This window comes from Bradyrhizobium iriomotense, assembly GCF_018129405.1.
GTDB classification, from domain to species: domain Bacteria; phylum Pseudomonadota; class Alphaproteobacteria; order Rhizobiales; family Xanthobacteraceae; genus Bradyrhizobium; species Bradyrhizobium iriomotense_B.
The window spans coordinates 961,894-974,909 of sequence record NZ_JAFCLP010000001.1 but is presented as its reverse complement, the minus strand read 5'-3'; the positions used below and the strand labels follow the sequence as shown (position 1 = coordinate 974,909).

Below are 13,016 nucleotides of genomic sequence, written 5' to 3'. Positions count from 1 at the left end.
GCGTCGATCGGCGGATCGAACGCCACTCATAATCGCGTGAACACCCGGTGCGATAATGAGACGCGTCCATGTCCTGATTCCAAATTTTCAATGACGGAATCGAGGCACCGCGCTTGTGCAGTTGTCTAGGTGCCGTTTTTCTCTGCCTGGTCGTACACGGCCTGCGCCACCTTGGTCAGCCGGTCGCGATCACCGCCGCCGCTGACGACATAGCCGACGCCGCGCTCGGCCCAGAACAACGCACCGTCCTTGTCCGTCCTGGCGTAGCGCATTTGCGTTGCACCATTCTCGGTCTTGGCGGAGTAGATCGTGTACCGCTCCCCCGAGGCGCCCTCATACATCAGGAACGACGCCGGTCCGTTCGGCCCCGGCAGAAGCCGGCCGCCGACCAGCTTCAGTCCGCTCGCCTCCAAATTCGGCGCGAACACGGTCCAGCCGCAGCGCCTGGTCAGCCAGGCCTGCAAATGATCGCGCTCGTTGCCGCCGACCTCGACGGGATGGCGCACCTCGACGACATAGAGGCGGTGGGCGTCGAGCGCGTCCGCCGTGAAGCTTTGGAAGGTCGAAGGCGCGTTGGCGGCGCCATGCGCCACCCAGCCGGCGCTGCCGCCGGCGACGAAGGCCACCAGCACGGCCGCGGCGGCGCCATAGAACCATTGCCGGGGACGGCGCTCCAGCCGCTCGAGCTCGAGCCGTGCCGGCACCGGCTCCTGGGCGACGGAATCGTAGCGGGCGTGCAGCATCTCGGCCATGGTCTGCCAGGACTGCACCCGCTCGGCATCGTCGGGGTGGGCGGCAAGCCAGGCCTCGACGTCGGCGCGTCGCTCGGCCGGCAGCTCGCCGTCGACATAGGCGTGGAGCTCGTCCTCGGTAATGGGAATGTTGCGGTCGTTCATATCGGTCGTCTCTGGCTCTGTGGCCCAAAATATCCTTCGTTGCTCAACTTCACCCGCTTCACCGTCAGGCTGCGGGCGGACATTATTCGATGCATCAAACCGGCCATCATTTCACCCGCCTGAGCGCCGGGCGCTCACCCTCCAGCGAGGCTTTCACGTGGGCTCTCGCCCGTGCCAGGCGCGACATCACGGTGCCGATCGGCACGCCCTGGATGTCGGCGACCTCGCGGTAGCTCATGCCCTCCAGCATCACCAGCAGCAGCACCGAGCGTTGCTCCTCGACCAGTGTTGCCAGCGCCTTCTCGATGTCGCGTCCCTCCGCTTCGGTCCCGCTGGCGTCGGGGTTGTTCTCCGTCAGCTGCATGAATTGCGGCCGTCTTGCCAGCGAGCGCCGCCGGTTCTTGTTGAGGTTGGTCAGGATCGTGTAGAGCCAGCTCCTGACGTCGCCGCCGAGAAACAGGCGCTCCGAACGGAGCGCACGCACCAAAGTGTCCTGCACCAGATCGTCGGCCGCATCCGCATCGCGCGTCAGCGCGCGGGCGTAGCGGCGCAACGCCGGGATCATGGCTTCAACACTCTGGCGAAACGCACTCATTGCCGTCTTGACGTCCTGGTGTCCGGCGCGAGCGCCTCAACGATCATAACACCCGAATGGAACGGCTATTCCGGCGCTCGAAACAGCGTTAACGCCGCGTATTAGGGCTGTACCGCAGGGGAGGGCTGGTGTACCTCCAGACCTCAACGAGAGCTCGACGGGACGTTCAAAAATGGCGCAGAATTCAGGTCTGATGCAAGGCAAGCGCGGGGTGATCCTCGGCGTTGCAAACAACCGCTCGATCGCCTGGGGCATTGCGAAGGCATGCCACGCCGCCGGCGCCGAGCTCGCCTTCACCTATCAGGGCGATGCGCTGAAGAAGCGCGTCGAGCCGCTCGCCGCCGAGATCGGCGGCCTCGTGCTCGGCCATTGCGACGTCACCGATGCTGCGACCATCGACGCGGCCTTCGCGGTGCTGAAGGAGAAGTGGGGCAAGATCGACTTCCTGGTGCACGCGATCGCCTATGGCGAGCAGCTCGACGGCCGCTACGTCGACACCACGCAGGAGAATTTTTCGAAGTCGATGCTGATCTCCTGCTACTCGTTCACGGCGGTGGCGCAGCGCGCCGAGAAGCTGATGACCGATGGCGGCTCGCTGATCACGCTCTCCTACTACGGCGCCGAGAAGTGGATGCCGCATTACAACGTGATGGGCGTTGCCAAGGCGGCGCTGGAAGCCAGCGTGCGCTATCTCGCCGCCGATCTCGGCGAGAAGAACATCCGCGTCAACGCGATCTCGGCAGGGCCGATCAAGACGCTTGCCGCCTCTGGCATCGGCGATTTCCGCTATATCCTGAAGTGGAACGAGACCAACGCGCCGATGCGGCGTAACGTGTCCACCGAAGACGTCGGCGGCAGCGCGCTGTATTTCCTCTCCGACCTCTCGCGCGGCGTCACCGGCGAGGTGCATCACGTCGATTCCGGCTATCACGTACTCGGCATGAAGCGGCCGGACGCGCCGGACATTTCGCTCGGCGGCAAGGACTGACATCTCACCCGGAATGGCCGTGCCTACGATCTATTACCTTCGCCACGGCGAGACCGAGTGGAATGCGCTCGGCAGGCTTCAGGGCACCAGGGACATTCCGCTGAATGCGCGCGGCTGCAGCCAGGCTGTGCAGGCCGGCGGCGTGCTGGCCGATCTCTTCAAGCGTGACGGGCGCGACAAGGCCGCGCTGCCCTACGTGTCGAGCCCGCTCGGCCGCGCACGCCAGACCATGGAACTCGCACGCGGCAAGCTCGAGCTGCCGGTGGCTGATTATGCGCTCGACGATCGCCTGCGCGAGATCGGCTACGGCACCTGGGAAGGGCTGACATTGGCCGAGAGCGAAGCCGCCGATCCCGATATCTATGCGAGGCGCCTCGCGGACAAATGGACAGTCGGGCCGGCGGGCGGGGAGACCTATGCCGACGTGCAGGTCCGCGTGCGCGCATGGTACGACCAGCTCCGGACCGACACCGTCGCGGTCGCCCATGGCGGGACCTGCCGGGCGCTGATGGTGTCCTTGGGGCTGGAGACCCCCGCCAGCGCCGCCGAACTCTATATCGAGCAGGGCGCCGTCTACGTGTTCCGCGACGGGCGGCTGGAGAAGTTCAGTTAAGCCCACCCATTGTCATTCCGGGGCGCCCGCAGGGCGAACCCGGAATCTCGAGATTCCGGGTTCGATGCTCTGCATCGCCCCGGAATGACGGAACTAGGGTTGAACCCAGTGCTCCGCGGCGCTACGACGTTGACAAACAACGTTTGTAAAACGTCAGCGCTAGGCGGCAGTTCGGCGATGTCCTTCAACACCTTCGGCCACATGTTCCGCGTCACCACCTTCGGCGAGAGCCACGGGGTGGCGATCGGCTGCGTGGTCGACGGCTGCCCGCCCATGATCCCGCTCACCGAGGCCGACATCCAGCGTGATCTCGACCGCCGCCGTCCCGGCCAGTCGCGCTTCACCACCCAGCGCCAGGAGCCGGACCAGGTGAAAATCCTCTCCGGCGTGATGGCGCATCCGGAGACCGGCGTGCAGGTGACGACGGGCACGCCGATCGGCCTCCTGATCGAGAACACCGACCAGCGCTCGAAGGACTATTCCGAGATCAAGGACAAGTTTCGCCCGGGTCATGCCGACTTCACCTATGAGGCGAAATACGGCCTGCGCGACTATCGCGGCGGCGGCCGCTCCTCGGCGCGCGAGACTGCGATGCGCGTTGCCGCCGGCGCGATCGCGCGAAAGGTGCTGCCCGACGTCAAGGTGCGCGGCGCGCTGGTGCAGATCGGCCCGCACAAGATCGACCGCGCGAAGTGGGACTGGGACGAGGTCGCCAAGAATCCGTTCTTCTGCCCGGACAAGGACAAGGCCGCCTTCTTCGAGACCTATCTCGACGGCATCCGCAAGAGCGGCTCTTCGATCGGTGCAGTGCTGGAGATCGTCGCCGAGGGCGTGCCGGCCGGCTTAGGTGCGCCGATCTACGCAAAGCTCGATTCCGATCTTGCCGGCGCGATGATGACCATCAACGCGGTGAAGGGCGTCGAGATCGGCGCCGGCTTTGGCGCCGCCGAACTCACCGGCGAGGAGAACGCCGACGAGATGCGCACCGGCAATGACGGCACGCGCTTCCTCTCCAACCATGCCGGCGGCATTCTGGGCGGCATCTCCACGGGACAGCCGATTGTGGTGCGCTTTGCGGTGAAGCCGACCTCGTCGATCCTCCAGCCGCGTCTCACCGTCGACCGCAAGGGCACTGATACCGAGATATTCACCAAGGGCCGCCACGACCCCTGCGTCGGCATCCGCGCCGTCCCGGTCGGCGAAGCCATGATGGCCTGCGTGCTGGCGGATCATTTCATTCGGGATCGCGGGCAGGTCGGGCGCTAGCGCGTGATCCGGAAAAGTGTGAAGCGGTTTTCCGAAAAGATTATGCGCCAGCTATAATGCCGCGGTACTAGCCCACCGCGCAGCTTGACGGCGCTGCAACTTCGTCCGCAAATGCGGGCATGGAAACCTCCGAGCTCCAGCGCATCACCAACTGGCTGATCGACGGCGCGAGGTCGTCCGGGACCCCGGCCGAGATGATCGCCGACGTCTGCGAGCATCTGGTCGAGGCCGGCCTGCCGCTGTGGCGCTTCGGCATCTTCATCCGCACGCTGCATCCGGAGATCTTCGGCCGCAACTTCATCTGGCGGCAGGGTGAGGAGGTCGAGATCGGCTCCGTCGATTTCGAGATCCTGGAGACGCCCGAATTTGCCAAGAGCCCGCTTCGGATCGTGTTCGAGCAGGGACTTGAGGTCCGGGGACGCATCGACGGTCGCGACAACGAGCGGTTTCCGTTTCTCGACGACATGCGAGCCGAAGGGGCGACCGACTATATCGCAGTGCCCATGCCGTTTCTCGACGGCTCGGTCCATGCGACCAGCTGGGTGACACGGCATCCCGGCGGCTTCAGCGACGACCACATCGCGGCAATCCGTTCCATCGTGACGCCGCTCGCGCGCGTCGCCGAGATCATCAGCCTGCGCCGCACTGCCGAGATGCTGCTCGACACCTATGTCGGCAACCGCGCCGGCGCGCGCATCCTCGGCGGCCAGATCCGCCGCGGCCACAACGACACCATGCAGGCCGCGATCTGGCTCTCGGATTTGCGCGGCTTCACCGCGCTGTCGGACCGGCTGCCCGCCGAGACCGTGGTCGACATCCTCAACCAGTATTTCGATTGCCAGGTCACCGCGATCCGCGGTCATGGCGGCGAAGTGCTGAAATTCATGGGTGATGGCCTGCTCGCGGTGTTCCCGATCGACGAATATGTCGGCGATGCCGCCCATGTCTGCGCGCGCGTGCTGGAGGCCGCGCGCGAGTCCCGCGCCAGCGTCGAAGCGCTCGCCTTTCCGGTCGGCGACATCATCGAGCGCTTCCGCTTCGGCGTCGCGCTGCATGTCGGCAACATTCTCTACGGCAATATCGGCGGCGGCAACCGGCTCGACTTCACCTGCATCGGCCCCGCCGTCAATCTCGCCGCGCGGCTGGAGAAGATCGCGGGTCGGCTCGGGCGCACCGTCGTGGTCTCCGAAGTCTTTGCCAATGCCTGCCGCCACGACTGGCGCGCGCTCGGCGAATTTCCGATCGCCGGATTTTCCAAGGCGCAGCGCGTCTACGGGCTCGGGGAGGAGACGCCGGTGGTGATGGCGTGATGCGCACTGACTGAAGGCCATTCATCGTCGCACGATGAAGCCCTATTCCTCCGGCTCGGTCGTGAACAGCAGCGGATAGCCCTTGGCGCGGCCGGCGTCGGTGGCGCGCGTCGCCTTGGTCTCGGCGACGTCCTTGGTGAACACGGCGACCACGCAGGTCCCTAACTTGTGTGCGGTGATCATCACCTTGTAGGCCTGATCCTCGGTCATGCGGAATTCGGCCTTCAGCACCATGGTGACGAATTCGCGCGGCGTGTAGTCGTCGTTGATCAGGATGACCTTGTGCAGCTTCGGCCGCTCGACCTTGGTCTTGGTCCTGGTTTTCGGCTTGGTGACGGTGTCGTTCATTCCGCCTCCTGGACACGGCGGGCTCGGGTTTCCGGCCGGAGCGATCAGCTCGCGGCCTTCTCACCATATTGCAGGACCTGCACCTTCTCCAAGGTGATCAGCCCGCTCGACATCATGCCGTCCAGGATGGGCAGGAATGCATTGATGTTGTCCTCGCTGTCGACGATCTCGATCAGCAGCGGCAGGTCTTCCGAGAGGCGCAGGATTTTCGAGGTGTGCAGCCGGCTCGACTTGCCGAATCCCATGGGACCGCGCAGCACGGTGGCGCCGGCGAGGTGCAGCTCGCGCGCCCTGATCACGATCGCTTCATAAAGCGGCTTGCCGTCATAATGGTCACTCTCGCCGATGAAGATGCGGAGCGAAACTGCCTGATTGGGGATTTGCATGGTCAACTCCTCGTCAAGCGGTTGTAGCGGCTCGCCATCATATGCCCGAGCCACACGGACACCAGCCAGCAGATGACTGATGCTGCGACATAGACGAGCGCGGTGTATTTCATGCCGCCATGGAACAGGCGGAAGGTTTCCAGGCTGAAGGCCGAGAAGGTGGTGTAGCCGCCGCAGAACCCGGTCATGACGAATTGCCGGTGCTCCGGGCGCGCGAGCACGCGACCGTCTGGGCCGGTCAGCGTCGCATAGAAGCCGATGATCAGCGAGCCCGTGGCATTGATGAACAGCGTTGCGGTGGGAAAGCCGGGCCCGGTGTCGAGCAGAAGGGAAACGAAATAGCGCGCGAGTCCGCCGAGGATGCTTCCGAAGGAAACCCAGGCATAGAGCACCGCACTGCGCCAGCGGTCGGTGGAAGGGGAGCTCATCAGCCTCTAGCCCCCCAAACGATCGGCAAGGAGGAAGCCGCAAGTCACGGCCGTGAGGCACAGTCCGACCGAGGCGGCGACATTGCCGAGCGCATGCAGGGGCTCGCCGTTGCGGGCGAGCGTCAGCGTTTGCAGGCTGAACGAGGACACCGTGGTGTAGCAGCCGAGGAATCCGGTCACCGCGAACAGCCAGGGATTGGGCGCGGCGAAGACCGAGCCCGGATGCGTCGCCAGTGCGCCAAGAATGCCGATCAGGAAGGCGCCGGTGACGTTGATGGTCATGGTGCCCCATGGAAACGTCTCGCCCAGCCGCCGGGCGATCGCGCCGGAGACGAAGTAGCGCGCGCAGCCGCCCAGCACGCTGCCGATCATGATTGCAAGCACTCCGCTCAGCACGATGAACCGCCTCCCGTCATCGCTTGCCCTCCGTTGCGAGCCCGTTGCCGATGGCGCACAGCCCCGCGAGCGACACCAGCGCGAAGCCGAGCCCGGCCAGGAACGTGCCGGCCGGGCCATAGGCGTCCCACAGCGCGCCGGCGATCACGCTCGCCGCCAGCAGGGCGAGGCCCGTGAACAGGTTGAAATAGCCGAATGCGGTGCCGCGCAGGCTCGGCGGGGCGGCGTCGGCGACGAGCGCCGAGAGCAGGCCCTGCGTCAGTCCCATATGCAGTCCCCACAGCACGACACCGAGCGCGAGGCCACCAAGGTTCGGCAGCAGCGCGAGTGCAAGGTCGGCCCCGGCGAGCAAGAGCAGACCAACAGCGAGCAGGCCAGTCCGGTTGATCCGGTCCGACAGCACGCCGGCCGGATACGCCGAGAGCGCGTAGGCGATGTTCATCAGCACCAGCACCGCCGGCACCCACATCGCATTGAGGCCGATATTTTGCGCGCGCAGGATCAGGAAGGCCTCGCTGAAGCGGGCGAGTGTGAACACCACGCCGACCGCGACGACGCGCCAGTACACCGATCCGAGCTGCCGCATCGCGGCGAGATTGAGCGGATTCTTCGCTGGCTCCCGGTTCGGGTCCGGCTCCGGCTCGTTGACGCCAAAGGCGATCAGGCCGAATGAGAGGAAGGCCGGCAGCACGGCGAACCAGAACACGAGGGCAAAATTGTCCGCCGTCCACCACATCAGGCCGATCGCGACCAGCGGCCCGACGAAGGCGCCGATGGTGTCGAGCGACTGGCGCAAGCCGAAGCTCGCGCCGCGCAGGCCGACAGGCGCGATATCGGCGATCAGCGCATCGCGGGGTGCGCCGCGGATGCCCTTGCCGACGCGGTCGATGAAGCGCGCCGCAACCAGCCATCCGACGCTGGGCGCGAGCGGGAACAGCGGTTTTGTCAGCGCGGCGAGCCCGTAGCCGAGCGCGGCGAGCAGCTTGCGGCGGCCGAGCCAGTCCGACAGTGCACCGGAGAAGATCTTGATGATCGAGGCGGTGGCCTCCGCAATGCCCTCGATGAAGCCGACCGTGAGCGTGGACGCCCCGAGCACGGTGACGAGATAGACCGGCAGCAGCGCGTGGATCATCTCGGAGGAGATGTCCATCAGCATCGAGACGAAGCCGAGCACCCAGATTCCCCTGGGCAGCCCGCTACGTGCAGCACTCGGTGTCGTCGTCGCCACGCCTTCTCCTTCGTTCAGGCAACAAAAAACCCGCCATCGGCGGGTTTGTCCATGCTCCCGCCAAAGGCGGAGGCTCAATGATTGCCCCACCTCAAGCAGGAGTCATCAGCCCACTACGGTCAAGCCGCCGGGCGGTTGTCGGGGGACTCCATCCCCATCTGTGCGGTCAGCCTAGCATGGAAATCGCGCCGGACAAGTGGGCGGGGGCGTGTCTCCACCGGCACCTGTCATTCCGGGGTTCTCGCTTCGCGAGCTGCGGACTGCGCGAGCGATCGCGCGCGTTCCCGTGTCAGCGCCGTGGCCAAACGACGGCAACGCGCGGCAGCGATGCACTCGAATGTGAAGCGCAAGCGATCTTCGCACTTTGCGGCAAGGCGATTGCATGTCACCATCGCGTCATACGACGGGAGACTGCGATGCGCTTGCTGTTCTCGATCGGGGCTGTGCTGGTGGCCGGCGTGCTTGCCGGGGGGGACGTCGCGGGCTTAGCTGCACCAGGGCCGAAGTTTGAACCGCCCAGGAGCGAGCCGCAGCGGCTGGCGGCGGACAAGGATGCGCAGACGGTCGATGTCGAGCTGATCCTCGCGGTCGACGTGTCCTACTCCATGGACATGGACGAACTGGCGATCCAGCGCGAGGGCTACGCGCAGGCGATCCAGTCGAAGGAATTTCTCCAGGCGCTGAAGATGGGTCCGAATGGCCGGATCGCGGTGACCTATTTCGAATGGGCCGCCTCCACCGACCAGAAGATCATCATTCCCTGGCGGCTGGTCGACGGACCGGAGACCGCGGACGCGGTTGCCGCCGAGATCATGAAGACGCCGATCCGGCGCGCCTCGCGCACCTCGATCTCCGGCGCGATCACCTTCGCGATGCCGCTGTTCGACGAGGATCCCTATCGGGGCCTGCGCCGCGTCATCGACATCTCTGGCGATGGTCCCAACAACAATGGCGGCCCGGTCACGGTGGCGCGCGATGCCGCGCTCGAGAAGGGCATCGTCATCAACGGCCTGCCGATCATGGTCAAGGAGCCGTCCTATTCGACCATGGATATCGACAATCTCGACTACTATTACGAGGACTGCGTCGTCGGCGGTCCCGGCTCCTTCGTCATCGCGATCAAGGACCGCGACAAGTTCAAGGAGGCGATCCGCACCAAGCTGCTGATGGAGGTTGCCGGCCGCACGCCGGAGCGCCCCGTGGTGCGCGTTGCCGACAAGGACAAGGAGCCGCGCGTCAATTGCCTGATCGGCGAGAAGATCTGGTCCGACCGCTGGGGGCGCTGATCGCGACGGCGGGTCGAGGGGCGGCCGTTGCCCGACCGGCTTATACCTCCAGCAAGCCGAGTTCCTGCTCGATCCTGCGCAGGTGCGTCAGCGCTGAACCGTACGCCTTGGCCCCGATGCGTCGCCATATCGTTGCGACTTCTTCCACAAGATCGGGGATCGTCACCTGAAATTGCGAGGCCTCCTGCAGTGCTCCCTTCTCGTTGATGAGATATCGCTCGTTGATCGCGAACAGGACCTGTGCAACGCAAGCGAGCGCCCGGTAGGCACAGCCAGCGACATGGTTCTGCTCCTCACGCAGCCCGGCCAGTTGGGCATTCTCGATGCTGAACAGGATCTCCCAGCGGAAGCGCTGGATCAGCGCTTCGCGCAGCGGTCGCGGATAGGGAAGGGCGAGCGACTTCAGGCGCGCAATCAGGTGCGCGGGGTCGTGAAGCGGCTCGGCATAGGCGATTTCGCCCATCCAGATCGCCGAGCAGAAGCCGTGCGGATGTCCGGGCTGATAATCCATGCTGACAACGCCGGCGCGGCATGATTCCATCACTGCCTCGACCGCGTCGGCATTGCGGTAGAGCAGATCGACCTTGTGTCCCCCGACCACCAGCCACGCGCCGCCGACGATCCACGGTCCCCATTCGCCGATCGCCGTCACGGCCGTGGTGTCGGGATCGTCGGCGATCGCTTTTGCAGCCGCCAGTAACCGATCCGTATCGAGGGGGCTCGCCGCGGAGAAATACAGTCCGATGTCGTAGTCGGACGTGGCATGCGCACTGCCGCGCGCACGCGAGCCGCCGAGCACGATGGCCGAAACGCCCGGCACCGCGGCCAAGGCGGATGTCAGGTGCGACAGGAGCGGATCGTGTGTCATGGTCGGGACCATCGCCGCCTTGTTCGGCGGCCGAGCTTACGTTGCGGGAAGGGCGATGCAAGACCTCGTGGTCGCATGCTAGTCTGCGTCGGAAGACGGGCTCGCGATGCGAGGAGGCTGCAATGACCGACAATCGTCCGATGATGGCCGGCGCGGCCACCGTCTTCGTCGTCTCCGACATTGCTGCAAGCCTAGCCTATTACCGCGACGTTCTCGGCTTCGAGGTCACGTTCGAATACGGCCAGCCGCTGTCCTATGCCTGCCTCTGCCGCGACGAGGTCGCCCTGCATTTGCTCGCAGCAAGTCAGACCAAACGTTTGCCCGGCCATGGCGCCATCTGCATCTTCGTCCGCGACGTCGACCAGCTCTATGCCGAGGTGTCGGCACGCGCCGCGAAGCTGCTCAACGAGCCGGAGGTCCGCGATTACGGCATGCGCGATTTCGACGCCGTCGATGCGGACGGCAACCAGCTCACCTTCGGGACGGGGACGGACGCGGCGGCCTAACATCGTCGGCCGCGCGCCCAGCGTGAATCAGATCCGCGCCTCGAGGATCAGATTGAACGGCGTCTCGGCGGCGCGGCGGAAGCGCGACAGGCCGCCCTCGCGCGCGACCTTGCGCAGCCGCGCTTCGCCCGCCTGTGCACCCAGCGCCAGGCCCACCTCCTGATCGAGCGAGGCCGGCGTGCAGATCATGGTTGAGGCTGCATAGTAGACGCGGCCGACCGGATTGAGATTGTCTTCGAGACGGTCGCCCGCGAACGGCTCGACCAGCATGCAGGTGCCGTCCTTGTCCATGGTCTCGCGCACGTGGCTGATGGCGCCGACGGGATCGCCCATATCGTGCAGGCAATCGAAGAAGCAGACGAGATCGTAGCCCTCGGCTGGATAGGACTTGGCCGAGTGGACGGCGAAGCTGACCCGGTCGCCGAGTTTGGCCTCGTTGGCTCCCTTCCGCGCGGCCTCGATCGAGCCCTCGTGATAGTCGAAGCCGTAGAAGCGCGAGTTCGGGAAGGCCTCCGCCATCAGCCGTGTCGAGACGCCGTGGCCGCAGCCGACATCGGCGACCTTGGCACCACGCTTCAGCTTGTCCACGACGCCGTCGAGCGCAGGCAGCCACTCCTGCACCAGATGATGCATGTAGCCGGTGCGGAAGAAGCGGGCGGTGCCGCAGAACAGGCACTCGCTGCGCCGGTTCCAGCCGACACCCTTGCCGGTCTTGAACGCGTCCGTGACCTTCGGCTCGTCGAGAAACGCCGCGGCAATGACATTGCCGACCGCGCCGAGGAACACCGGGCTGTCCTGGTCGGCGAGCGCCATCGCCTGCTCCGGCAGCATCGAGAATTTTCCGGAAGCGGTGTCATATTCGACGTAGCCGGATGCCGCCTGGCTTGCGAGCCATTCGCGGACATAACGCTCCGCCGTCCCGGTGGCGCTGGCGAGCTCGGCGGAGTTCATCGGTCCCTTGGCGGCGAGGGTGCGGTACAGGCCGAGCTTGTCGCCCAGCAGGACCAGCGATGCGTTCATCGCCGCCCCCACCTCGGTGATCATCTTGCCCATAAAGGCATTCAACTTGTCGGAATTGACCTCCATGACAGCCTCCATGCAATGTCGGGCATTTTCAAAGGTCTGCGCAATCAAAGCGCGGGCTTGCGCCCCTTTAAATGGGTCAATCCGTCACAGAGGAGGTTCAATGCGTCAGGAAGAGGTGATCGGGAACTGGATGGCGCATCGCCGGCACCGCGTCGCTGGTATTCGCACGCTCCCGGGCGTATAATTTACGCACTTCTTGTCGGTAGCCTGAATGCCCAGCCCTGCACGTTCCCGTGGTCTTGCAACTCTCTTTGCGATGCTCTGCTTCTGCGGTGCCCCCGCTCATGCGCAAGTCGCACCTCTGAGGTATTGGATCCCGGGTGGGGCCTTCGGTTATGGCGGCAGCGATGGCCAGAGCTCCGACACCTACGGCAATTTTTCGGGCTTCAATGCCGCCGACGCCGGCGGGCGCACCAACTTTGCGAACGGCTTCTTCGTCGGCAGCCAGCGTGGCAACCTCAATTGGAGCGGCCTCAGCCAGACGGGCCTAGCCGGCAACTTCAGCGCGCTCTCTTATGACAGCACGCAGTTCGGCTACAACACCAAGACCGCGGGCGGCTTGCCCGTCACGTTCTTTGCCGGTTTCGACACGCTGAAATACGGCAACGGCATCGGCAGCTCGATTGCGCCGCTGACGTCTAGCGCCGCGCCGGGATACAGCGCATTTGCGGGCGTCGAGTTCAAGCCGACCTCCAACCTCAGCCTGTCGTTCGGGGCCGGGTTCATTCAGCAGGATTCGGGCCGGATGGACAGCGATATCAGATCGAACATGCTGCCCGGCGAGTCACCGGCGCTGAGCGGGCTGCGGCGCTAGAA

The 13,016-nt window shown here is 65.3% G+C and carries 16 protein-coding genes and 1 riboswitch; of the genes, 7 read left to right on the top strand and 9 right to left on the bottom strand.

Annotated features, from left to right (window positions below):
* Nucleotides 1–125 precede the first annotated feature (125 nt).
* Entirely contained in the window at nt 126–896 is a 771-nt protein-coding gene (locus tag JQ592_RS04190; protein ID WP_211401633.1) for an anti-sigma factor family protein, read from the bottom strand.
* A 106-nt stretch (nt 897–1,002) separates the two neighbouring features.
* A complete protein-coding gene (locus tag JQ592_RS04185) occupies nt 1,003–1,491 on the bottom strand; it encodes a sigma-70 family RNA polymerase sigma factor (protein ID WP_011085414.1) in 489 nt (162 codons plus the stop codon).
* 172 nt (nt 1,492–1,663) lie between these two features.
* Here JQ592_RS04185 and fabI point away from each other — a divergent pair, with 172 nt between their 5' ends.
* From fabI to JQ592_RS04165, 4 genes are all read left to right on the top strand, one after another.
* Complete coding sequence (gene fabI / locus JQ592_RS04180; protein WP_080135587.1) at nt 1,664–2,479, top strand: enoyl-ACP reductase FabI; 816 nt, start codon at nt 1,664–1,666, stop codon at nt 2,477–2,479.
* A 13-nt stretch (nt 2,480–2,492) separates the two neighbouring features.
* Nucleotides 2,493–3,092, top strand: coding sequence for a histidine phosphatase family protein (locus JQ592_RS04175; protein ID WP_211401632.1), 600 nt, complete (start codon nt 2,493–2,495; stop codon nt 3,090–3,092).
* 177 nt (nt 3,093–3,269) lie between these two features.
* The gene (gene aroC / locus JQ592_RS04170; RefSeq protein ID WP_211401631.1) at nt 3,270–4,358 is read left to right on the top strand and encodes a chorismate synthase; all 1,089 of its coding nucleotides are present in this window, start codon (nt 3,270–3,272) and stop codon (nt 4,356–4,358) included.
* Nucleotides 4,359–4,477: 119 nt separating this feature from the next.
* The gene (locus JQ592_RS04165; RefSeq protein ID WP_211401630.1) at nt 4,478–5,668 is read left to right on the top strand and encodes an adenylate/guanylate cyclase domain-containing protein; all 1,191 of its coding nucleotides are present in this window, start codon (nt 4,478–4,480) and stop codon (nt 5,666–5,668) included.
* A 42-nt stretch (nt 5,669–5,710) separates the two neighbouring features.
* On the opposite strand, the gene clpS is transcribed toward JQ592_RS04165, so the two are convergent.
* Genes clpS through JQ592_RS04140 form a run of 5 tightly spaced genes read right to left on the bottom strand, consistent with a single transcriptional unit; the run spans nt 5,711 to nt 8,454 of the window.
* The gene (gene clpS, locus JQ592_RS04160) at nt 5,711–6,016 is read right to left on the bottom strand and encodes an ATP-dependent Clp protease adapter ClpS (RefSeq protein ID WP_018648662.1); all 306 of its coding nucleotides are present in this window, start codon (nt 6,014–6,016) and stop codon (nt 5,711–5,713) included.
* 44 nt (nt 6,017–6,060) lie between these two features.
* Nucleotides 6,061–6,402 (bottom strand): DUF190 domain-containing protein, encoded by a 342-nt coding sequence (locus tag JQ592_RS04155; RefSeq protein WP_211401629.1) that lies wholly within the window; start codon nt 6,400–6,402, stop codon nt 6,061–6,063.
* A gap of 2 nt (nt 6,403–6,404) precedes the next feature.
* Nucleotides 6,405–6,830, bottom strand: a complete 426-nt coding sequence (crcB, locus tag JQ592_RS04150; protein WP_211401628.1) for a fluoride efflux transporter CrcB — start codon at nt 6,828–6,830, stop codon at nt 6,405–6,407.
* A gap of 6 nt (nt 6,831–6,836) precedes the next feature.
* Nucleotides 6,837–7,226 carry a fluoride efflux transporter CrcB gene (crcB, locus tag JQ592_RS04145; protein WP_211401627.1) on the bottom strand — a complete coding sequence of 130 codons (390 nt, stop codon included), beginning with the start codon at nt 7,224–7,226 and terminating at the stop codon, nt 6,837–6,839.
* Between the two features lie 16 nt (nt 7,227–7,242).
* Nucleotides 7,243–8,454 carry an MFS transporter gene (locus JQ592_RS04140; RefSeq protein ID WP_211401626.1) on the bottom strand — a complete coding sequence of 404 codons (1,212 nt, stop codon included), beginning with the start codon at nt 8,452–8,454 and terminating at the stop codon, nt 7,243–7,245.
* A gap of 89 nt (nt 8,455–8,543) precedes the next feature.
* A riboswitch (Fluoride riboswitch) is annotated at nt 8,544–8,619 on the bottom strand.
* A 251-nt stretch (nt 8,620–8,870) separates the two neighbouring features.
* Between JQ592_RS04140 and JQ592_RS04135 the strand changes: the two genes are divergently transcribed.
* On the top strand, nt 8,871–9,740 hold the full coding sequence (locus tag JQ592_RS04135) for a DUF1194 domain-containing protein (protein ID WP_211401625.1): 870 nt from the start codon (nt 8,871–8,873) through the stop codon (nt 9,738–9,740).
* Between the two features lie 40 nt (nt 9,741–9,780).
* Here JQ592_RS04135 and JQ592_RS04130 read toward each other — a convergent pair whose 3' ends face one another.
* Nucleotides 9,781–10,620: a nucleotidyltransferase domain-containing protein gene (locus JQ592_RS04130; RefSeq protein WP_246820106.1), complete on the bottom strand. Its 840-nt coding sequence runs from the start codon at nt 10,618–10,620 to the stop codon at nt 9,781–9,783.
* Between the two features lie 110 nt (nt 10,621–10,730).
* Between JQ592_RS04130 and JQ592_RS04125 the strand changes: the two genes are divergently transcribed.
* On the top strand, nt 10,731–11,114 hold the full coding sequence (locus JQ592_RS04125) for a bleomycin resistance protein (protein ID WP_211401624.1): 384 nt from the start codon (nt 10,731–10,733) through the stop codon (nt 11,112–11,114).
* A 27-nt stretch (nt 11,115–11,141) separates the two neighbouring features.
* Here the strand turns inward: JQ592_RS04125 and JQ592_RS04120 are convergent, their stop codons facing one another.
* Nucleotides 11,142–12,200, bottom strand: a complete 1,059-nt coding sequence (locus JQ592_RS04120) for a class I SAM-dependent methyltransferase (protein WP_211401623.1) — start codon at nt 12,198–12,200, stop codon at nt 11,142–11,144.
* 211 nt (nt 12,201–12,411) lie between these two features.
* Here JQ592_RS04120 and JQ592_RS04115 point away from each other — a divergent pair, with 211 nt between their 5' ends.
* On the top strand, nt 12,412–13,014 hold the full coding sequence (locus JQ592_RS04115; RefSeq protein WP_211401622.1) for a hypothetical protein: 603 nt from the start codon (nt 12,412–12,414) through the stop codon (nt 13,012–13,014).
* Nucleotides 13,015–13,016 lie beyond the last annotated feature (2 nt).

Excerpts from the sequence above, each read along its gene's own strand:
- JQ592_RS04190 (WP_211401633.1), bottom strand. The coding sequence starts at position 896 with ATGAACGACCGCAACATTCCCATTACCGAGGACGAGCTCCACGCCTAT.
- JQ592_RS04185 (WP_011085414.1), bottom strand. The coding sequence starts at position 1,491 with ATGAGTGCGTTTCGCCAGAGTGTTGAAGCCATGATCCCGGCGTTGCGC.
- fabI (WP_080135587.1), top strand. The coding sequence starts at position 1,664 with ATGGCGCAGAATTCAGGTCTGATGCAAGGCAAGCGCGGGGTGATCCTC.
- JQ592_RS04175 (WP_211401632.1), top strand. The coding sequence starts at position 2,493 with ATGGCCGTGCCTACGATCTATTACCTTCGCCACGGCGAGACCGAGTGG.
- aroC (WP_211401631.1), top strand. The coding sequence starts at position 3,270 with ATGTCCTTCAACACCTTCGGCCACATGTTCCGCGTCACCACCTTCGGC.
- JQ592_RS04165 (WP_211401630.1), top strand. The coding sequence starts at position 4,478 with ATGGAAACCTCCGAGCTCCAGCGCATCACCAACTGGCTGATCGACGGC.
- clpS (WP_018648662.1), bottom strand. The coding sequence starts at position 6,016 with ATGAACGACACCGTCACCAAGCCGAAAACCAGGACCAAGACCAAGGTC.
- JQ592_RS04155 (WP_211401629.1), bottom strand. The coding sequence starts at position 6,402 with ATGCAAATCCCCAATCAGGCAGTTTCGCTCCGCATCTTCATCGGCGAG.
- crcB (WP_211401628.1), bottom strand. The coding sequence starts at position 6,830 with ATGAGCTCCCCTTCCACCGACCGCTGGCGCAGTGCGGTGCTCTATGCC.
- JQ592_RS04135 (WP_211401625.1), top strand. The coding sequence starts at position 8,871 with ATGCGCTTGCTGTTCTCGATCGGGGCTGTGCTGGTGGCCGGCGTGCTT.
- JQ592_RS04130 (WP_246820106.1), bottom strand. The coding sequence starts at position 10,620 with ATGGTCCCGACCATGACACACGATCCGCTCCTGTCGCACCTGACATCC.
- JQ592_RS04125 (WP_211401624.1), top strand. The coding sequence starts at position 10,731 with ATGACCGACAATCGTCCGATGATGGCCGGCGCGGCCACCGTCTTCGTC.
- JQ592_RS04120 (WP_211401623.1), bottom strand. The coding sequence starts at position 12,200 with ATGGAGGTCAATTCCGACAAGTTGAATGCCTTTATGGGCAAGATGATC.
- JQ592_RS04115 (WP_211401622.1), top strand. The coding sequence starts at position 12,412 with ATGCCCAGCCCTGCACGTTCCCGTGGTCTTGCAACTCTCTTTGCGATG.